Here is a 17,855-nt window from a genome sequence, read left to right on the forward strand (position 1 = left end):
CGCCGAGTCAAATCGCCTCGCGCGCCAGCGCACGCCGCGCGGCCGGCCGTTCGGCCTCGCGCTGCGCATGGGCGGTCCATGCGGGATGCCGCGTCATGTCGAGCCCGATCGCGATGCCCCAGCGATACAGCACTAGCAGGAACGGATCGACGATCGAATGGCCGCTTGGCTCGGCCCACGTGCGCCCGTCGGCCAGCGCCGCTTCGATCGATACGTTCGCCGCGTCGATCGTGCTGCGCCCGTGCGCGCTGACCGCGCCGTGCAGCGCCGGATCGCCGATGAAGCGCCCCGGCCGCCACAACGCGCCGTACCCGACGCCGTGCACCCAGCCGACCAGCCACGCGAGCCATTCGTGGCACCGCGCTTCGCGCAGCGGATCGTCGAGCGGCAGCAGGCGTGCGTTCGGATGCGCACGCGCCAGATACGTGAGGATCGCCGGCGTTTCGGTCAGCACGCGCGGCTCGCCCGGCATCGCGAGCACGGGCACGCGCGCCTTCGGATTGATCGCGAGATAGTCCGCGGTCAGGTTCTGCTGCTCGCGGACCGACACGATCTCGACGTCGAACGGCGCGCCGGTTTCTTCCAGCGCGATGTGGGCGGCGAGCGAGCAGGCGCCCGGCGAAAGATAAAGACGATATGCGTTCATGGTGGCGTTGCCCGTCGGGCCTGTGGAAGACGCAACGAGTGTAGGAACGCGCGGGCCGCCGCCGCAAACGATGAATTGTCGTGCTCGGGCATTAGTGATACTAATGCGCGATGCGACGCATCCACCTCCCTCCGCTACAGACGCTGCGCGCGTTCGAAGCCGCCGTGCGGCTGCAGAGCTTCACGCGCGCGGCCGACGAACTCGCGCTCACGCAGGGCGCGGTCAGCCAGCACATCCGCACGCTCGAAGCGCAGCTCGGCTATCCGCTTTTCACGCGTGAGCGCAACGGCGCGACGCCGACGCACGCCGCGCATGCCCTCGCGCTGCAGGTGCGCCAGGGCCTGAGCGTGCTCGAACGCGCGTTCGAGCCGACGCTGGCGGTGCGCCGCCGCCCGCGCACCTGCGACGTGACGCTGAACGTGAGCGTGCTGCCGAGCGTCGCCGAGCGCTGGCTCGCGCCGCGCCTGCCGCGCTTCGCGGCCGCGCATCCGCACATCTCGATCTCGCTGCATCCGGACGTGGCGCTCGCGCCGCTGCGCAAGCGCGACCGCATCGACGTCGCGCTGCGCTACGGGCCCGGCACGTGGCCCGGCGTCGTCGCCGAGAAGCTGATGAACGAGACGATCTTTCCGGTCGCGAGCCCGGCGTACCGCAATCGCGACGGCGTCGTGCCGCGCACGCCGGCCGACCTCGTGCGCGCGACGCTGCTGCGCCATCCCGCGCAGCCGTGGGAGCCGTGGTTCCAGGCCGCGCGGCTCGACCTCACCGAATCCGCGCGCGCGCCGCGCTTCACCGATGCGAACGCGCTGATCGATGCGGCGCGGCAAGGCCGCGGCGTCGCGCTCGCGCGGCGCTCGCTGATCGAGCCCGAACTCGCGGACGGCACGCTCGTGCGCGTGTCGACGGTGCGCATCACCGACGTGTACGCGCACTACGTCGTGTGGCGCCCCGGCCATCCTCGCGAAGCGGCGATCCGCACCTGGCTCGACTGGCTGCGCAGCGAAGTGCGGCGCAGGACGCCGCGGCGCTGACGCCGCCTGCCGGCACGCTCATGCGCGCGTCGGCGGCACGACCTTGTCGAGCGTGATCGGCAGATCCCGCACCCGCACGCCGGTCGCGTGATAGACCGCATTGGCGATCGCGGCCGGCACGCCGGTGATGCCGATCTCGCCGATCCCGCGAATGCCGAGCGGATTGAAATGCGTGTCGCTTTCGTCGACGAAACTCACGTCGAGCTCGCCGATGTCCGCGTTCACGGGGACGTGATATTCGGCGAGATTCGCGTTCGTGAAGCGGCCGTGCCGCACGTCGAGATGCGAGCCCTCCTCGAGCGCGGTGCCGAGCCCCCACACCATCCCGCCGATCAACTGGCTGCGCGCCGTCTTCGCGTTGAGCACGCGGCCGACGCTGTAGACACCGACGATGCGCGGTACGCGAATCGTGCCGAGCGCGGCATCGACGTGCACTTCGGCAAACACCGCGCCGAACGAATGAGACGCATAGCGCGACTTCTCGTCGCCCGGCTTCGTCGTCGCCTGCGCGTCGATCGGCCGGCCGCCGGCGCGCGCGATCACCGCCGCCGCCGGATCGCGCCGCGACGGGTCGCCGCGCTGCACGACCCAGCCGTCGTCGACCGTCACGTCGTCGGCCGCGGCGCCGTGCAGCGGCGACCCGGGATCGGCGATCGCCAGCGCAATCAGCTTGGCGCGCGCCTGCAACGCGGCCTCGCGCACGGCCGGCGCCACGCTCGCCGCCGACTGCGAGCCGCCCGACACCGGCGCGCGCGGCAGGCTGGAATCGCCGAGCACGAAGCGCACGCTCTGCGGCGCGAAGCCGAGCGCGTCGGCCGCGACCTGCGTCATCACCGTGTAGGTGCCGGTGCCGATGTCCTGCGTGCCCGACGCGACTTCGGCCGTGCCATCCGGCAAGATGCGCGCGCTCGCCGACGCCTCGCTGCGGTTGGCCGGATACGTGGCGGCCGCCATCCCGAGGCCGATCAGCGTGTGGCCGTCTCGCATCGTGCGCGGCGCGCCGGTGCGGCGCGACCAGCCGAAGCGCCGCGCGCCGACCTCGTAGCACTCGCGCAGCTTGTTGCTCGACCACGGCTTGCCGTCCTGCGGATCGACCTGCGCGTAATTCGCGAGCCGCAGCGCGACCGGGTCCATGCCGAGCCGCCACGCGAGCTCGTCCATCGCCGATTCCAGCGCGAACGAGCCGGACGCCTCGCCGGGCGCGCGCATGAACGTCGGCGTGCCGACGTTCAGCGACACGATCCGGTGCGTGGTCGCCTGGTTCGGCACCGCGTACATGATCCGCGCAGGCATCCCGCACATTTCCGTCCAGTCCTCGAACGTCGACGTCGTGACGATCGAGTCGTGACGCATCGCCGTCAACGTTCCGTCCCGGCGTGCGGCCAGCACGACGCGCTGCTCGGTGAACGGCCGTCCGCCGACCGGGCCGAACATCTGCGGCCGCGTCAGCGCAAGGCGAACCGGGCGCCCCACCTGCTTCGCGGCCATCGCGCACAACGACACGTGCGACCACGACGAACCCTTGCAGCCGAAGCCCCCGCCGAGGAACGGCGAAATCACGCGCACCTGTTCCGGCGCAATGCCGAACACGGCGGCCACCGCCGTGCTCGTGCCCGACACGCCCTGCGTCGCATCGTGCAGCGTGAGCGTCGGGCCGTCCCAGTGCGCCATCGTCGCGTGCGGCTCGATCGGGTTGTGGTGCTGCATCGGCGTCGTATAGGTTGCGTCGATGCGCACCGCGCCTTCGCGCAGGCCGGCATCGACGTCGCCGCGCTGCGTGTCCATCGGGCGCCCCTGCTGCTTCGGCGGCACGCGTGCGCCGCGCTTCGCATGCGCGAAATCGAGCGCGGCATCGGTCGCGCGATAGCGCACCCGCACGGCATTCGCGGCGTCGGTCGCCTGCTCGAGCGTTTCGGCGACGACGACCGCCACGGGTTCGTTGCTGTAGCGCACCGTGTCGTCCTGCAGCAACGTGAGCCGGCGCCCGGCGGGCGGCGACAGCGGCGGCCGGCCGCCGTTGGGCAGCCGCATCGCGTTCTCGTGCGTCATCACGAGCAGCACGCCAGGCATCGCACGGGCGCGGGCCGTGTCGATCGACTCGATCCGCCCGGATGCGATCGTGCTCGTGACGAGCACCGCGTGCGCGAGCCGCGCATCGGGAAACTCGGCCGCGTAGTGCGCGCCGCCCGTCACCTTGAGCACGCCGTCGACACGGTCGAGCGGCTGTCCGGTCAGCGTGTTCATGCCGCACCTCCCGTCGTTCCGGCCGCGGTGCTCACCGCGCGCACGATCGCGCGCTGCGCGAGCGCGACCTTGAAGCCGTTGCCGTCGAGCGGCCGTGCGTCGCGCAGAGCGAGCGCAGCCGCTTCATTCAGCGCGGCATCGGTCAACGCATGGCCGGCGAGACGCTGCTCCGCTTGCGTCGCACGCAGCGGCTTGTGCGCGACGCCGCCGAGCGCGATCCGCGCGTCGGCGACGCGCGGGCCGTCCATCCGCAGGGCCGCCGCGACCGACACCAGCGCGAACGCGTAGCTCGCGCGGTCGCGCACCTTCAGATAGTGCGCATGGTCGGCAAAGCGCGGCGGCGGCAAGTCCACCGCGGTGATCAGCTCGCCCGGTTCGAGCGTCGTGTCGAGATCGGGACGATCGCCCGGCAACCGGTGAAACGACGCGAACGGAATCTGCCGTTCGCCACGCGGGCCGCTCACCTGCACGACGGCGTCGAGCGCGGCGAGCGCGACGCTCATGTCCGACGGGTTCACCGCCACGCACTGCGGGCTCGCGCCGAGGATCGCGTGCATCCGGTTATGGCCGCCAATCGCCGCGCAGCCGCTGCCCGGCTCGCGCTTGTTGCACTGCGCGAACGCGGGATCGTAGAAATACGGGCAGCGCGTGCGCTGCATCAGGTTGCCGCCGACGGTCGCCATGTTGCGCAATTGCGCGGACGCGCCGGCGAGCAGCGCCTGCGACAGCAGCGGATAGTCGGCGCGGATGCGCGGATGATCGGCCGCATCGCTGTTGCGCACGAGCGCACCGATGCGCACCCCGCCGCCGGGCAGCGCATCGACCGTGTCGAGGCCCGCGATGCGCGTAATGTCGATGAGCGCGACGGGCCGCGCGACGCCGCCCTTCATCAGGTCCAGCAGGTTCGTGCCGCCGCCGATGAACGTCGCGCCGGGCCGTTGCGCCGCGCGCACGGCGCCGGCGACGTCGGTCGCGCGTTCGTAGGAAATCGCTTCCATTGCGCTGCCCTCCGTCGGCTAGCCGTGCGCCGCATGCGCGGCGCGCACGGCGGCGACGATGTTCGGGTACGCGCCGCAGCGGCACAGGTTGCCGCTCATGCGCTCGCGGATCTCGTCGTCCGACAGGCGCGCGGGCGGGCGCCGCACGTCGTCGGTGGCGGCGCTCCCGGCGCCCGCCGCGAACTCGTCAAGCAGCGCGGTCGCCGAGCAGAGCTGGCCGGACGTGCAGTAGCCGCACTGGAACGCATCGTATTCGACGAACGCGCGCTGCACCGGGCTCAGCACGCCGTCGCGCGCCAGCCCTTCGACGGTCGTGATCCGCTCGCCTTCATGCATGACCGCGAGCGTCAGGCACGCGTTGATGCGCCGCCCGTCGACGAGCACCGTGCACGCACCGCATTGCCCGCGATCGCAGCCCTTCTTCGTGCCCGTGAGCCCGGCGTATTCGCGCAGTGCGTCGAGCAGCGTGACGCGCGGTTCGAGCTGCAGCGTGTAGGCCCGCCCGTTGATGTCGAGATGCACGGGCTGCGCGGGCACCGTATCGCGGCGGGGCGCAACCGGTGCGGATGCCGCGCGCGGCGGCTGCGAGTGAACGTGCGAGGCGGCGCCGACGGTCGCTGCCGCCGCCGCGGATTGCAGGAAGCGCCGTCGTGCGGCGCTGGAAGGCGTATCGTGCGGCAACGGCGGCACCGCCGAATGACCGGGCCCGAGCGGCGACGGGGCCGCATCGCGCGCCGGTTCGGCAGGCGGAGAATCGGATCGATCGCTGGACATGGCTTCTGCTCGCTCCATGGTTGACGGACGCAGACGTGCCGCCCGTGCCCGGATGGCAGCGCGGTCGGCATGCGCATCGGCAAAGAGCAATTCCGGTGCCGCGAACCCGCGGAGCGCCGCGCCGATGCACGGTGCCGGCGCCGGTCCGCGGCGCGCACGCGCGACGGCCGCGCCGTGTCGCGGATGAGTGCGCTTTCATGACGCCACGCTGGCGCGCGGCTGGCCGTTCGCTGACGAAGCGGCAATAACGCCCGGTTTTTTGGGCGTGAGCGGCCGCACGTCGATCGCAAGTTGCCGGGAGCATGCGCGATGCCATGCATGACGCCAGCGTCGCCGTGGCCGGGTCGCGGCAACGCGCACCGTGTAAATGCGCGCAGCATCCGCCGCTGCTGGAAAATTCCGCCACGCGTGCCGATGGATCGCAGCGAAGGCATTCGGTCAGCCTGACGAAAACATCTCGCGATCGCGCCCGACCGCAAACGATTCACCGAAACGTCGCATCGCGGCGGCATACTCGAAAACGTTTCCCGATCAGTCTGCCAGGAGAGAAGTCATGCGTCGCGTTTCCGTCGCCGTCGTTCTGTGTGCCGCCGTTTTCGTCGCCGCGTGCAGCGATGACGCAGCGCACGACGCCAACGCGACCGACGCCGCGCCGCCGGCCGGCGCATCGAGCGGCGCTGCCAGCGCGTTCAACAGCGACGCGCCCGCGAACGCCGCCGCATCCGACGCCGCGCCGCTCGCGCCGCCCGTCGTGCACTATCCGCCCGATGACGACGACGATGCGAAGTCCGCCACGAACGCGGCCGCGTCGGGCGCCGCCGCGTCGTCGCCGGGTTGATCCCGCCATCGCGCGATATGAGTCGGTACCGCTCGGGGAGAGCCGCTGGCCCGCGCGGCGAGCTGCCATCGGCGTGACGTCACGGTGGGCGACGGCGCGAACGGCACGCGCACTGCACGTTGTCGCGCCGCTTCGCGGGCCCGTCGGGCACGGCCGGCCGAGCGCTTCGAAGCCGGCCGCCGTCGGCCGCGTCCGCGCGTCGTCGCAAGCATAACGGCACGGCGTGCGCCGCGCCACCCGCCCGTCAGACCGCGTGCACGAGCGCGCGCTCGACGAGCGCGGCCTCGAAGCCGTCGTCCGCGTCGCGAAAGCGCAGCGGCGCCGCGCAATGCACCAGCGTGTCGACGAAGTATTTCGCACGCGGCCACGGCCCGAAGCCGGCCGCCGTGTTGATGTGCCCGGCATCGCCGAGGTTCACGAACGCGCTGCCCAGGCGCTGCGCGAGCGCGCGCGCGTCGGCGAGCGGCATCCACGGGTCGGTCTCGCTGCCGATCACGATCGACGGCACGGCGAGCCGGCGCGCGTCGAACGGCCCGGCAAACGTGAATTTCTTCGGGCTGGCCGGCGCGACGAACAGCACGCCTGCCACATCGCCCACATGCGGCCACTGCGCGAGCGCATGCGCGGCCGCGAGGCAACCGAAGCTGTGCGCGGCGAGCACGAACGGGCCGCGCTCGCGATCGAGCAGCGCGCGCACAGATTGCGCCCAGCCCGCGAGATCGGGCGCATCCCAGTCGTGCTGCTCGACGCGCAACGAGCGCGGGAACTGCCGCTCGAGCCACGTCTGCCAGTGAGCGCCTTCACTGCCGTGCAGGCCCGGAACGGTGACGAGCCGCGGCGGCCACGCCGATTTGCTGCATGCGCGCATGATTGCCCTCGCTTGCTTGAAGACGAGGTTCGATTGTGGCGTCGGGTACGCGTCGGCCGAACCAATATTTTGTGCTTTGCTTTTGCGCGCGGCGGCGACCGGCGGCGGCCTGGCGGCGGCCCGGCGACGGCGTGACCGGCGCAGGTCCCGCACGACGGCGCAATGTGCCGCGAAACCGTAGAATGTGGGCTTCCCGTCAGCTTCACATGGAACCGGCCTCGGCGCGCGACGCGCCGGCCGTCGTCAGGAGACACCCGATGTCCGCTACGTCCGCCGGCGCGCCGCGCCCGGCTTCGCTCGCCATTCCCGTGACGCGCCTCGCCGGCGTGCGCGCGCTCGCGCAATGAAGATCCTGTTCCATTCGCCGCATCAGGATGCGGGCGCATGGCGCGACGAGATCGCGCGTGCGCTGCCCGAAGCCGAACTGCGCGCATGGCAGCCGGGCGATACGGCCGCCGCCGACTACGCGCTCGTGTGGCGTGCGCCGCGCGAGTTCTTCGCGCCGCGCGACGGCCTGCGCGCGATCTTCAACCTCGGCGCGGGCGTCGATGCGCTGCTCGCGCTCGACCGCGCGCATCCGGGCACGCTGCCCGCGCACGTGCCGTTGGTGCGGCTCGAAGACTCGGGCATGGCGCAGCAGATGGTCGAATACGTGACGCACGCGGTGCTGCGCTACCTGCGCCGTTTCGACGAATACGACCTGCAGCAGCGCGAACGCCGCTGGCAACCGCTCGAACCGCATGCGCGCGCGAGCTTCACCGTCGCGGTCCTCGGTCTCGGCGTGCTCGGCGCCGAGGTCGCCCGCGCGCTCGCCGCGCTCGGTCTGCCGGTGCGCGGCTACAGCCGCAGCGCGAAGCAGCTCGACGGCGTCACGACCTTCGCCGGCGACGGCGCGTTCGACGCGTGCATCGGCGGTGCGAAGGTGCTCGTCAACCTGCTGCCGAGCACGCGCGACACCGACGGCATCCTGTCGGCGCGCGCGTTCGCGCGGCTCGCGCCCGGCGCGTACGTCGTCAACGTCGCGCGCGGCGCGCATCTCGTCGAAGCCGACCTGCTCGACGCGCTCGGGAGCGGCCAGGTCGCCGCGGCCACGCTCGACGTGTTCCAGCACGAACCGCTGCCGGACGACCATCCGTTCTGGCACGCGCCGCGCATCACGATCACGCCGCACAGCTCGGCCGAAACGCTGCGCGCGGAAGCGGTCGAGCAGATCGCCGGCAAGATCCGCGCGTTCGAGCGCGGCGCGCCCGTGAGCGGCATCGTCGACTACGCGCGCGGCTACTGAATTCCGCACAAAGAGCAACCAGGAGACAACCATGACGCTCCCCACCGCCGTCAAGATCGTCGAAGTCGGCCCGCGCGACGGGCTGCAGAACGAGAAGACCTTCGTGCCGACCGACGTGAAGATCGCGCTCGTCGACCGGCTGTCGCGCGCCGGCTTCCGCAACGTCGAGGCCGCGTCGTTCGTGTCGCCGAAATGGGTGCCGCAGATGGCCGACGGCGCCGACGTGATGGCCGGCATCGAGCGCCGCGCAGGCACCGTGTACTCGGTGCTCACGCCGAACCTGAAGGGCTTCGAGAACGCGCTCGCCGCACGCGCGGACGAAGTCGTGATCTTCGGCGCGGCGAGCGAGGCGTTCTCGCAGCGGAACATCAACTGCAGCATCGCCGAGAGCATCGCGCGCTTCGAGCCCGTCGCGAAGGCCGCGAAGGACGCGGGCCTGCGGCTGCGCGGCAGCGTGTCGTGCGCGCTCGGCTGCCCGTACCAGGGCGAGGTGCCGATCGCGTCGGTCGTCGACGTCGTCGAGCGCTTCGCGGCGCTCGGCTGCGACGAAATCGACATCGCCGACACGATCGGCGTCGGCACGCCGAAGCGCACGCGCGAAGTGCTCGCGGCGGTCACTCGCGTGTTCCCGCGCGAACGCCTGTCGGGCCACTTCCACGACACCTACGGCCAGGCGCTCGCGAACATCTACGCGGCGCTGTTCGAAGGGATCGAGATCTTCCACGCGTCGGTCGCGGGCCTCGGCGGCTGCCCGTACGCGAAGGGCGCGACCGGCAACGTCGCGACCGAGGACGTGCTGTACCTGATGCAGGGCCTCGGCATCGATACCGGCATCGATCTCGCGCAGGTCGTCGCGGCCGGCGATTTCATCTCGAACGCGATCGGCCGCGCGAACGTGTCGCGCGCCGGTCGTGCATTGCTCGCCAAGGCGCAGAGCGCGGCCGACGCCGCGAACTGCGTCTGATCACCTCGTTCCACGGATTCCTCGACATGACGACACCCGCTTCATTCGATTCCCTCCCCGATTCCGCGCGACGCGTCGCGCTGCTGCTGCGCGAGCGCGGCCACGCGAAAGGCATCGTGATGCTCGCCGAAACCGGCAAGACGTCGGCCGAGGCCGCGGCCGGGCTCGGCTGCTCGGTCGCGCAGATCGCGAAGTCGATCCTGTTTCGCCGGCAGGCCGACGGCGCGCCCGTGCTGGTCGTCGCGAGCGGCGTCAACCGCGTGGACGAAAGGAAGGTCGCCGCGCAGGTCGGGCCGGTCGGCCGTGCGGACGCGAAGTTCGTGCGCGACAACACCGGCTATGCGATCGGCGGCGTGTGCCCGATCGGCCATCTGGTCGAACCCGTCACGCTGATCGACGCCGACCTGCTCGCGCTCGACAGCCTGTGGGCCGCCGCCGGCCATCCGCACGCGGTGTTCAACCTGTCGCCGCACGAACTCGTGTCGCTGACGGGCGCGCCGGTCGCGGACGTCGCGTTGCGGGAGCCCGCATGAGCGACGCGACGATGCCGGCCGCCACGGTCGCGTCGCCGTGCACCGACGTCTGCCGGATCGATCCGCGCACCGACTGGTGCGCGGGTTGCCTGCGCACGCGCGGCGAGATCAAGGGATGGCGTACGTCGGACGACGATGCGAGGCGCGCGCTGCTCGCGCGGCTGGACGCGCGGCGGCGCCTGATCGCGGGCAGCGAGACATAAAAAAAAGCCGTTCAGCCTCACGGGCGAACGGCATCGAGATCGGAATCCTGTGAACGTGATCAACGTCACAGCCCGCATCATACGAGCGACGCGACCGCATCGCATCGGGTGTTTCCCTACAACTTCTTACAGCGCTTTTCGCGGCCGCGCGCGACGCTGGCGTGACGCCATTCGCGCGCAATCTCCGTTCCCGACACGTGCGTTCGACCGAACGCGGCGCGGGCGCGCAACCGCGCCGAATCGTATGACCGTTTCAGTTGCCGACCGCCGCGCGGCGCGTGGGCACGATGCGCCAGCCGAGGTTCACACCGGCCGCCGCGAGCAGGATCAGCAGCGCGCCGAACACCTGCGTCCACGCGAGCGTCTGTCCGAACGCGACGCGATCGACGGCGATCGCGACGACCGGATAGACGAACGACAGCGCGCCCGTCATCGCGGTCGGCAGCTTCTGGACCGCGCCGTACAGCAGCACGTACATCAGCCCCGTGTTGACGATGCCCAGCACGATCAGGTCGGCCCATTGCCCGGCCGTCGCCGGCAAGGTGTCGAAGTGCGCGAACGGCGCGAGCAGCAGGATGCCGAGGCCGACCTGCAGCAGCGCGAGGAGATGCGGCGGCGTGCCCTTCAGGTGCTTCGTGATGATCGACGAGATCGCATACAGGAACGCGGCGCCGAGCGACAGCGCGACGCCTTCCAGATACTCGCCGGGCACCGCGAGCACGGCCGGTTCGACGCGCACCACGAACACGAGCCCGGCGAACGCAAGCGTGAGCCATACGACCGTCGACGCGGTGATCCGCTCGCGGAACACGATGGCGCCGAGTGCGACGAGCATGAACGGTTGGGTGTTGTAGACGGCCGTCGCCATCGAGATCGACGCGCGCGAATAGGCGGCGAACAGCAGCAGCCAGTTCGCGACGATCGCGAGGCTGCCGAGCGTCGTGAGCACGAGCATCCGCGGCGAGAACAGCGAGCGGCGCAGGAAGCCGAACGCCGCGCAGACGATCGCGAGCGTCGCGGCGCCGAACACGCAGCGGAAGAACACGACATTGGTCAGCGGCTGCTGCGACGACATCACGAGCCAGCCGATCGTGCCGGACATCAGCATCGCGACGATCATCTCGGCGGCGCCGCGGCGAATTTCATTCGAGGCCATCAGGAACTCCGTTGAAGAGCGGGGATGAGTTCGATTCTAGAAACTTGCTTTCGCCGCGACCATGGCTAAACTGAAGTGAATCAGCCGATTCACCTTCGAAAGCAAAGCGATCATGCCAAAACGCCTTTCCCCGCCCGTCGTCGCGGCGCTCGACGCGACCGACCGCGCGATCCTCGCCGCGCTGGCCGACGACGCACGCATCGCGACCAGCGAACTCGCGCGGCAGATCGGGCTGTCGGCGCCCGCGACCGCCGACCGCGTGCGGCGGCTCGAGGCGCAGGGCGTGATCGCCGCGTTCACCGTCGAGCTCGACCCGCGCGCGCTCGGCTACACGCTGCAGGCGATCGTCCGCGTGAAGCCGCTGCCGGGCCAGTTGCACCTGGTCGAGGAGTTGCTGCGGCGGATTCCCGAATTCGTCGAATGCGACAAGGTCACCGGCGACGATTGCTTCATCTGCCGGCTCTACCTGCGCACGATCGAGCACCTCGACGACATCCTGTCGAAGGTGACGGAACGCGCGGAGACGAGCACCGCGATCGTGAAATCGACACCCGTGCCGCGACGCCTGCCGCCGCTCGTCGAAGACGACCACGCGGATCGCTGAGCCGCAGGCGCCCCGTCCCGTCAGCCGCAGGCGACCCACCTCGCCAACCGCAGGCGGCGCAGTCAACCATCCTCGGACGGCACACGCCGCCGCCCGCACCGTCACGCGGCCGGCTCGCGCGCATCGAAGAACGCGAGCAGTTCGTCGATCAGCGCGGCGGGCGCCTCTTCCGGAATGTAGTGCCCGCAGTCGAGGGCGCGGCCGCTGACGTCGCGCGCGACGCGCCGCCACTCGTCGAGCGGGTCGAAGCAGCGGCCGACGACGCCGTGCTCGCCCCACAGCACGCGCAGCGGACACGCGACCTTGTTGCCGCGTTCGAGATCCGCACGGTCGTGCTCGAGATCGATCGTCGCCGACGCGCGGTAGTCCTCGCACATCGCATGCACGGCGCCGGGCTGCGCGAGCGCCGCCCGGTACGCGTCGAGCGCCTCCGGTGCGAACGGCGCGAGCCCGGCCGACCGGTTGCCCATCACGCGCTCGATATACGCATCGGTTTGCGCGCCGATCAGCGTCTCGGGCAGCGGCTCGGGCTGGATCAGGAAGAACCAGTGGAAATATGCGGTCGCGAACGCGCGATCGGTTTTCTCGTACATCGCGAGCGTCGGCGCGATGTCGAGCAGCATCATCCGCTCGACGGCATCCGCATGATCGAGCGCGAGCCGGTGCGCGACCCGTGCGCCGCGATCGTGCGCGCACACGTGGAAATGCTCGAAGCCGAAATGCCGCATCACGGCGACCTGGTCCGCCGCCATCGCCCGTTTCGAATACGGCGCGTGCCGCGCGTCGCTCGGCGGCCGGCCCGATGCGCCGTAGCCGCGCAGGTCGGTGGCGATCACCGTGAAGTGATTCGCGAGCGTCGCGGCAACGCGATGCCAGATCATGTGGGTCTGCGGATGTCCGTGCAGCAACAGCAGCGGCGGACCCGCGCCTCCTTTGACACCGAAAATGTCGGTGTCCTGCACCGTCACGCGAAACGGTGCAAACGCCTCAAACGACATGGTTTGTTTCTCGTTGGTTTGTTATGGCGGCTATTTTAGAAGCGCCGGCGCGTCTTCACAGCGGCGTCGCCATCCGAAACCGTAGAAAGAGAACACTCACTCGATTGCCCGCACACTGCGGCATTTGGTAAGCTCGCGTAGAATCGCACGACCGTTCGTATTAATATGAACTCCCGGTCGCGCAACTACACTCGAATACCGTTCGACCGCAACGCCCCCGGAGACTGGAGACATCACATGGCATTGCCCACCGTCCTGCAGAACCTGACGCTGCCCGTCATCGCGTCGCCGATGTTCATCGTCAGCTACCCCGAACTCGTGCTCGCGCAATGCAAGGCGGGCATCGTCGGTTCGTTCCCCGCGCTCAATGCGCGTCCGGCCGAACTGCTCGACGAGTGGCTCACGCAGATCCAGTCGGAACTCGCCGACCACAAGGCGAAGCACCCCGATGCGGTGATCGGCCCGATCGCGGTCAACCAGATCGTCCACCAGTCGAACGCGCGGCTCGAGCACGACGTGCGCGTGTGCGTCGAGCACAAGGTGCCGATCTTCATCACGAGCCTGCGCGCGCCGGCGCGCGAGATCGTCGACGCGGTGCACGGCTACGGCGGCATCGTGCTGCACGACGTGATCAACCTGCGCCACGCGCAGAAGGCGCTCGAAGCCGGCGTCGACGGGCTGATCCTCGTTGCGGCCGGCGCGGGCGGCCACGCGGGCACGACGTCGCCGTTCGCGCTGGTCGGCGAAGTGCGCAAGATCTTCGACGGCCCGATCGTGCTGTCCGGCTCGATCGCGAACGGCGGCTCGATCCTCGCCGCGCAGGCGATGGGCGCCGACCTCGCATACATGGGCACGCGTTTCATCGCGACGCAGGAAGCGCATGCGATCGACGACTACAAGCACGCGATCCTGAACGCGAAATCGTCGGACATCATCTACACGAACCTCTTCACGGGCGTGCACGGCAACTACATCCGCGAGAGCATCGAGAAGGCCGGCCTCGATCCGGACGCGCTGCCGGAATCCGACAAGACCAAGATGAATTTCGGCAGCGACAAGACGAAGGCGTGGAAGGACATCTGGGGCGCCGGCCAGGGTGTCGGCCTGATGGACGATCTGCCGAGCGTGGGCGCGCTCGTCGAGCGGCTCAAGCGCGAGTACGACGACGCGAAGGCGCGGCTCGGCATCCCGCGCTGACGGATGCGGCGGCCGTCGCGGCCGCCGTCGGCGCGAGCGCGTCGAACCAAGCAAAAAGCGCGAACCGCAACGGTTCGCGCTTTTTTCATTGTCCCGCTGCGGCGGACGATGCGGCTCAGACCGCGCGCTTCATCCGCGTGATCGGCAGCACGCGCAGGCTCGATTCGATCGACGGGCACAGCGACTGCCCTTCGAAGCGCGCGGCCAGGAAATCGACGAACGAGCGCACTTTCGCGGAGACGTGACGACGGCTCGCGTACACCGCATAGATCGGCGCCTCGTGCGGCGGCACCGAATCGAGCAGCACCGGCACGAGCCGGCCCGCTTCGATGTCGTCGCCGACCACTTCGGTGCCGAGCAGCGCGATGCCCGCGCCGGCGAGCACGGCCGCGCGCAGCCCTTCGAGATGGTTCACGATCAGGTTGCCGTTCAGGCTCACGCGCGACGCGGCGGCCGCGTCGATCATCAGCGAATCGAGCATCGTCGAATTCGAATCGCGCCGCAGGTAGTTGTGGTTCGCGAGATCGGCGATCGTCTGCGGCGTGCCGCGCTTCTCCAGATAGTCGGGCGACGCGACCAGCAGGATGTGCGCGGTCGCGATCTGCCGCGCGACCAGCGACGACGATTTCAATCCGTTCGGCGCCGCGCGCACCGCGACGTCGTAGCCTTCCTCGATCAGGTCGACCACGCGATCGGACAGCGTCATGTCGACGGTCACGTCCGGGAAGCGCCCCGCGTAATCGGTGACGGCCTGCATCACGTGCCGCAGCCCGAACGCGGACAGCGACGTCACGCGCAGCCTGCCCTGCGGCACCACGCTCGCGGCGCCGACGGCCTGGCCGGCTTCGTCGAGTTCGGACAGCGCCTGCACGAGGCGCTCGTAGTATTCGCGCCCCGCCTCGGTCGGCGCGACGCGTCGTGTCGTGCGATGCAGCAGCCGCGCGCCGAGCTGCTGCTCGAGGTGCATCACGTGCTTGCTCGCCATCGCCGCCGACATCTGCATGCGCTCCGCCGCGCCGACGAAGCTGCCCACTTCGACGACGTAGCGAAACACATTCATGCTGACGAGGGTATCCATCGAACTAGCTCGCAATCCCGGGGGAATCAACCAATTACGAGATAGGGTAACAAAGGCGAGGAAACAGAAAGGTCAAGAAAGGCAAAACGGCGCCGCGGGTGGCGGCGCCGTTTCGGGCGGGAAAACATGCATCCGGCACGCGCGTTCGACGCGCGCGGCCGGCGCACCGATCGCGCGGGTGCGTCAGAACTTCGCGCGGATGCCGGCGCCGAACGTGTTGCCGGTCGACAGGCCGCTGATGTGGTCGTTCATGTACGCCGCGTAGACGTCGGTGCGCTTGGACAGCGGATAGTCGTAGCCGACGGCCCAGGTCTGGCGCGTCTGGTCGAGGCCGCCGGCGTCGCGCGAGTACGCATACGACGCCATCGCGTTGCCCACGCCGATCGGCACCGACACGCCGCCCTGCGCGGTGTTCACGTGCCAGCTGCCCGCGACCTGATCGTTCTTCGTATACATGTACTGGCCGAACAGCTTCACGAGCTTCAGGTCGTAGGTCGCGCCGACCAGCGCGATACCCTGGCTCTTCATGCCGGTCACGAGCGCGCTCAGATCCTGCGGGCCGTTGTTGAAGTTCACGTACTGATACATCGCGGTCGCCGCGAACGGGCCGTTCGCGTAGTTGAACTGCGCGCTCCACTTCTTCGAACGGTTGTCGCCGGCCTGGTTGCCGAGCGCGTACATCGCGCCGAAATTCAGGCCACCGAACGAAGGCGACGTATAACCCACCGCGTTGTTCCAGCCCGAATCGCCGACCGCACCCTGGTCGCTCGGATAGGTCGGGAACGTGCCGAGGCCGAGGAACACGTGGTACACCATCGGCGAGAAGGTGTACGAGTCGTAGAACGGGTTGAACAGGATCGTCGAGAGGAACAGGTGCGTCGTCAGGCGGCCTGCCGTCACCGTGCCGTACGGCGAGCTGATGCCGACGTACGCGTTGCGCGCGAAGAACGTGTCGCCCTGGAAGCGGCCGTACTGGCCGTTCTGCGCCCGGAAGAAGCTCTCCAGCGTGAAGATCGCCTTGTAGCCGCTGCCCAGATCCTCGGCGCCGTGCAGGCCCCAGTACGAGGTCGACATCCCGCCGCCCGACACGTTCCATGCGCGATCGCCGCCCGGAAACTTGGTGGCGCCGACCCACTCGTCGACCTGGCCGTAGAGCGAGACGCTCGACTGCGCATGGACGGGTGCGGCGGCCGCCACGCAGGCGGCTGCGGCGATCAGCTTGACGGACGTGCGCGATGCACGGCGGGCGAATGCTTTCATGGGATCTCCAGGGTTTTGTCGAATAGTCGATGAGTGGCGCGAGCGTTGTTGTTTGGAGCCGAGTGCTTGCGTCGTATGGGGCGCAGCCATCTTTACGGATCATTCGTCCGGCCAAAATTGCGCACACTTATTGCGGGTATAGCGCCAGCATTAACTTCGCGGAATGTGTCCATGGCCGGCTGCACGCGGCGGCCCGGCGCGAACGCGGCCGCACGGGCGGGCGGCCGCGTGGCGTGCGCGTACCGGGCGCGAAAGATAGCGCAATGCGGCGGGAAAATCAGCGGAAATGTGCGCGCGACTGTGGCGAATTCGCATCAGCCGGCAATGGGACGAGCGCCGGAGCGCTCAGTTTCGGTAGAACGAAGAGAAAGAAGGCGAGTGTGCGGACTCTTCCTGCGAGCGGGGCGGCGGCATCGGGCGGCCGCCGCGCTCCTCGTTGTAGCGGGCGACGTCGGCGCGGATCGAGCCGGCCCGCAGCGGGACGTTGCCGCCGCCCGGCGGGCGCGGCATCTGGCGGACTTCGGCGCTGATCGGCCGATACGGGCTTTGCGCGGCGTAATGGCCGTACGACGGCGTCGGGCGCAGCCCCCAGCGGGAACCGGACGCGCTCACACCGCCGGGACGCACACCGGCAGGCGCAGGCACGCGACGCCAGACCGGGTCGCCGCCGGCGCCGCGGGCCGGTTGACCGTACGCACGCATGTCGCCGCCGCCGAAACCGTGGCCGCCGAACCCGTGACCGCCGTGGGGCGGCTGGGCCAGCGCGAGCGGCATCAGCAGTGCGCCGAGCACGCCTGCCACCCATCGTCCGATCTTCCGTTTCACCCGTTCCGTCATCGTTCCGTGCCCATCGACGCCCGCCGTCGGCTCCTTTCGGCCGACCCAAGGCTTTCAGCAGTAATTTATGAGCGGGCGGAAAGTGTGTCGAGCCAAAAAGTGTTATGTCGCCGGCATCGGTGTAACACCATGTTACTGCTAGGTTTTTTCGCTTCGGTGCACGATCGCGACAGCACATTCTTCTGCGGTTTCAGGCTCGATCGGGCAGATGCGACGGCCGCCATCTCATGCGGACAATTCATCAATCGATTCGCACAATGAATTTGTGTAGTGAATCGCCAGCCGCGACAATGACGCCATCCGCGCGCGCGACGCGCGCCTTCGCCATTTCCGAATCGAGT

18 protein-coding genes are annotated in these 17,855 nt (G+C 69.6%); 8 read left to right on the forward strand and 10 right to left on the reverse strand.

The genetic code is table 11. The features are described from left to right. Positions 1–7: 7 nt before the first annotated feature. Positions 8–646, reverse strand: a complete 639-nt coding sequence (locus WT97_RS31575) for a glutathione S-transferase family protein (RefSeq protein ID WP_060355105.1) — start codon at positions 644–646, stop codon at positions 8–10. Positions 647–756: 110 nt separating this feature from the next. Here WT97_RS31575 and WT97_RS31580 point away from each other — a divergent pair, with 110 nt between their 5' ends. Next, a complete protein-coding gene (locus tag WT97_RS31580; protein ID WP_059506426.1) occupies positions 757–1,677 on the forward strand; it encodes a LysR substrate-binding domain-containing protein in 921 nt (306 codons plus the stop codon). Between the two features lie 18 nt (positions 1,678–1,695). Here the strand turns inward: WT97_RS31580 and WT97_RS31585 are convergent, their stop codons facing one another. Genes WT97_RS31585 through WT97_RS31595 form a run of 3 tightly spaced genes read right to left on the reverse strand, consistent with a single transcriptional unit; the run spans position 1,696 to position 5,693 of the window. Beyond that, positions 1,696–3,921, reverse strand: coding sequence for a xanthine dehydrogenase family protein molybdopterin-binding subunit (locus WT97_RS31585; RefSeq protein ID WP_060355106.1), 2,226 nt, complete (start codon positions 3,919–3,921; stop codon positions 1,696–1,698). Next, entirely contained in the window at positions 3,918–4,919 is a 1,002-nt protein-coding gene (locus WT97_RS31590) for a xanthine dehydrogenase family protein subunit M (RefSeq protein ID WP_060355107.1), read from the reverse strand. Before WT97_RS31590 ends, WT97_RS31585 begins: the two co-directional genes overlap by 4 nt. A gap of 18 nt (positions 4,920–4,937) precedes the next feature. Then, entirely contained in the window at positions 4,938–5,693 is a 756-nt protein-coding gene (locus WT97_RS31595) for a (2Fe-2S)-binding protein (protein ID WP_060355108.1), read from the reverse strand. 553 nt (positions 5,694–6,246) lie between these two features. Here WT97_RS31595 and WT97_RS31600 point away from each other — a divergent pair. Beyond that, positions 6,247–6,531, forward strand: a complete 285-nt coding sequence (locus WT97_RS31600) for a hypothetical protein (protein ID WP_059793514.1) — start codon at positions 6,247–6,249, stop codon at positions 6,529–6,531. A 244-nt stretch (positions 6,532–6,775) separates the two neighbouring features. Here the strand turns inward: WT97_RS31600 and WT97_RS31605 are convergent, their stop codons facing one another. Continuing rightward, positions 6,776–7,399 (reverse strand): alpha/beta hydrolase, encoded by a 624-nt coding sequence (locus tag WT97_RS31605; RefSeq protein WP_059506436.1) that lies wholly within the window; start codon positions 7,397–7,399, stop codon positions 6,776–6,778. Positions 7,400–7,742: 343 nt separating this feature from the next. On the opposite strand from WT97_RS31605, the gene WT97_RS31610 reads away from it, so the two are divergent. From WT97_RS31610 to WT97_RS31625, 4 genes are read left to right on the forward strand one after another with little or no spacing between them, the layout of a single operon-like run. Next, positions 7,743–8,684 carry a glyoxylate/hydroxypyruvate reductase A gene (locus tag WT97_RS31610; protein ID WP_060355109.1) on the forward strand — a complete coding sequence of 314 codons (942 nt, stop codon included), beginning with the start codon at positions 7,743–7,745 and terminating at the stop codon, positions 8,682–8,684. A gap of 31 nt (positions 8,685–8,715) precedes the next feature. Continuing rightward, positions 8,716–9,648, forward strand: a complete 933-nt coding sequence (locus WT97_RS31615) for a hydroxymethylglutaryl-CoA lyase (RefSeq protein WP_059506440.1) — start codon at positions 8,716–8,718, stop codon at positions 9,646–9,648. Positions 9,649–9,674: 26 nt separating this feature from the next. After that, the gene (locus WT97_RS31620; RefSeq protein ID WP_034208550.1) at positions 9,675–10,181 is read left to right on the forward strand and encodes a YbaK/EbsC family protein; all 507 of its coding nucleotides are present in this window, start codon (positions 9,675–9,677) and stop codon (positions 10,179–10,181) included. After that, entirely contained in the window at positions 10,178–10,384 is a 207-nt protein-coding gene (locus WT97_RS31625) for a DUF1289 domain-containing protein (RefSeq protein WP_060355110.1), read from the forward strand. Before WT97_RS31620 ends, WT97_RS31625 begins: the two co-directional genes overlap by 4 nt. Positions 10,385–10,637: 253 nt before the next feature. Here the strand turns inward: WT97_RS31625 and WT97_RS31630 are convergent, their stop codons facing one another. Further along, positions 10,638–11,540, reverse strand: a complete 903-nt coding sequence (locus WT97_RS31630) for a DMT family transporter (protein ID WP_060355111.1) — start codon at positions 11,538–11,540, stop codon at positions 10,638–10,640. A gap of 112 nt (positions 11,541–11,652) precedes the next feature. Here WT97_RS31630 and WT97_RS31635 point away from each other — a divergent pair, with 112 nt between their 5' ends. Beyond that, the gene (locus WT97_RS31635) at positions 11,653–12,144 is read left to right on the forward strand and encodes an Lrp/AsnC family transcriptional regulator (RefSeq protein ID WP_060355112.1); all 492 of its coding nucleotides are present in this window, start codon (positions 11,653–11,655) and stop codon (positions 12,142–12,144) included. Between the two features lie 101 nt (positions 12,145–12,245). On the opposite strand, the gene WT97_RS31640 is transcribed toward WT97_RS31635, so the two are convergent. Then, entirely contained in the window at positions 12,246–13,142 is an 897-nt protein-coding gene (locus WT97_RS31640; protein WP_060355113.1) for an alpha/beta fold hydrolase, read from the reverse strand. Between the two features lie 237 nt (positions 13,143–13,379). Between WT97_RS31640 and WT97_RS31645 the strand changes: the two genes are divergently transcribed. Beyond that, positions 13,380–14,339 (forward strand): nitronate monooxygenase family protein, encoded by a 960-nt coding sequence (locus WT97_RS31645; RefSeq protein WP_059506448.1) that lies wholly within the window; start codon positions 13,380–13,382, stop codon positions 14,337–14,339. A gap of 115 nt (positions 14,340–14,454) precedes the next feature. On the opposite strand, the gene WT97_RS31650 is transcribed toward WT97_RS31645, so the two are convergent. The 3 genes from WT97_RS31650 to WT97_RS31660 all read right to left on the reverse strand — a co-directional run bounded on the left by WT97_RS31650 (position 14,455) and on the right by WT97_RS31660 (position 17,514). Then, positions 14,455–15,417 carry a LysR family transcriptional regulator gene (locus tag WT97_RS31650; RefSeq protein ID WP_059506450.1) on the reverse strand — a complete coding sequence of 321 codons (963 nt, stop codon included), beginning with the start codon at positions 15,415–15,417 and terminating at the stop codon, positions 14,455–14,457. A gap of 183 nt (positions 15,418–15,600) precedes the next feature. Continuing rightward, positions 15,601–16,677, reverse strand: a complete 1,077-nt coding sequence (locus WT97_RS31655; protein WP_034208557.1) for a porin — start codon at positions 16,675–16,677, stop codon at positions 15,601–15,603. 345 nt (positions 16,678–17,022) lie between these two features. Next, positions 17,023–17,514, reverse strand: coding sequence for a hypothetical protein (locus WT97_RS31660; protein WP_059506452.1), 492 nt, complete (start codon positions 17,512–17,514; stop codon positions 17,023–17,025). Between the last annotated feature and the right edge of the window lie 341 nt (positions 17,515–17,855).

The sequence above is a fragment of the Burkholderia sp. MSMB1459WGS genome, from assembly GCF_001534535.1.
Classification (GTDB): Bacteria; Pseudomonadota; Gammaproteobacteria; order Burkholderiales; family Burkholderiaceae; genus Burkholderia.

Coding starts and splice junctions, on each gene's coding strand:
- WT97_RS31640 (WP_060355113.1), bottom strand. CDS start 13,142: ATGTCGTTTGAGGCGTTTGCACCGTTTCGCGTGACGGTGCAGGACACC.
- WT97_RS31655 (WP_034208557.1), bottom strand. CDS start 16,677: ATGAAAGCATTCGCCCGCCGTGCATCGCGCACGTCCGTCAAGCTGATC.
- WT97_RS31630 (WP_060355111.1), bottom strand. CDS start 11,540: ATGGCCTCGAATGAAATTCGCCGCGGCGCCGCCGAGATGATCGTCGCG.
- WT97_RS31660 (WP_059506452.1), bottom strand. CDS start 17,514: ATGACGGAACGGGTGAAACGGAAGATCGGACGATGGGTGGCAGGCGTG.
- WT97_RS31600 (WP_059793514.1), top strand. CDS start 6,247: ATGCGTCGCGTTTCCGTCGCCGTCGTTCTGTGTGCCGCCGTTTTCGTC.
- WT97_RS31590 (WP_060355107.1), bottom strand. CDS start 4,919: ATGGAAGCGATTTCCTACGAACGCGCGACCGACGTCGCCGGCGCCGTG.
- WT97_RS31645 (WP_059506448.1), top strand. CDS start 13,380: ATGGCATTGCCCACCGTCCTGCAGAACCTGACGCTGCCCGTCATCGCG.
- WT97_RS31615 (WP_059506440.1), top strand. CDS start 8,716: ATGACGCTCCCCACCGCCGTCAAGATCGTCGAAGTCGGCCCGCGCGAC.
- WT97_RS31635 (WP_060355112.1), top strand. CDS start 11,653: ATGCCAAAACGCCTTTCCCCGCCCGTCGTCGCGGCGCTCGACGCGACC.
- WT97_RS31620 (WP_034208550.1), top strand. CDS start 9,675: ATGACGACACCCGCTTCATTCGATTCCCTCCCCGATTCCGCGCGACGC.
- WT97_RS31650 (WP_059506450.1), bottom strand. CDS start 15,417: ATGGATACCCTCGTCAGCATGAATGTGTTTCGCTACGTCGTCGAAGTG.
- WT97_RS31585 (WP_060355106.1), bottom strand. CDS start 3,921: ATGAACACGCTGACCGGACAGCCGCTCGACCGTGTCGACGGCGTGCTC.
- WT97_RS31605 (WP_059506436.1), bottom strand. CDS start 7,399: ATGCGCGCATGCAGCAAATCGGCGTGGCCGCCGCGGCTCGTCACCGTT.
- WT97_RS31610 (WP_060355109.1), top strand. CDS start 7,743: ATGAAGATCCTGTTCCATTCGCCGCATCAGGATGCGGGCGCATGGCGC.
- WT97_RS31625 (WP_060355110.1), top strand. CDS start 10,178: ATGAGCGACGCGACGATGCCGGCCGCCACGGTCGCGTCGCCGTGCACC.
- WT97_RS31580 (WP_059506426.1), top strand. CDS start 757: ATGCGACGCATCCACCTCCCTCCGCTACAGACGCTGCGCGCGTTCGAA.
- WT97_RS31595 (WP_060355108.1), bottom strand. CDS start 5,693: ATGTCCAGCGATCGATCCGATTCTCCGCCTGCCGAACCGGCGCGCGAT.
- WT97_RS31575 (WP_060355105.1), bottom strand. CDS start 646: ATGAACGCATATCGTCTTTATCTTTCGCCGGGCGCCTGCTCGCTCGCC.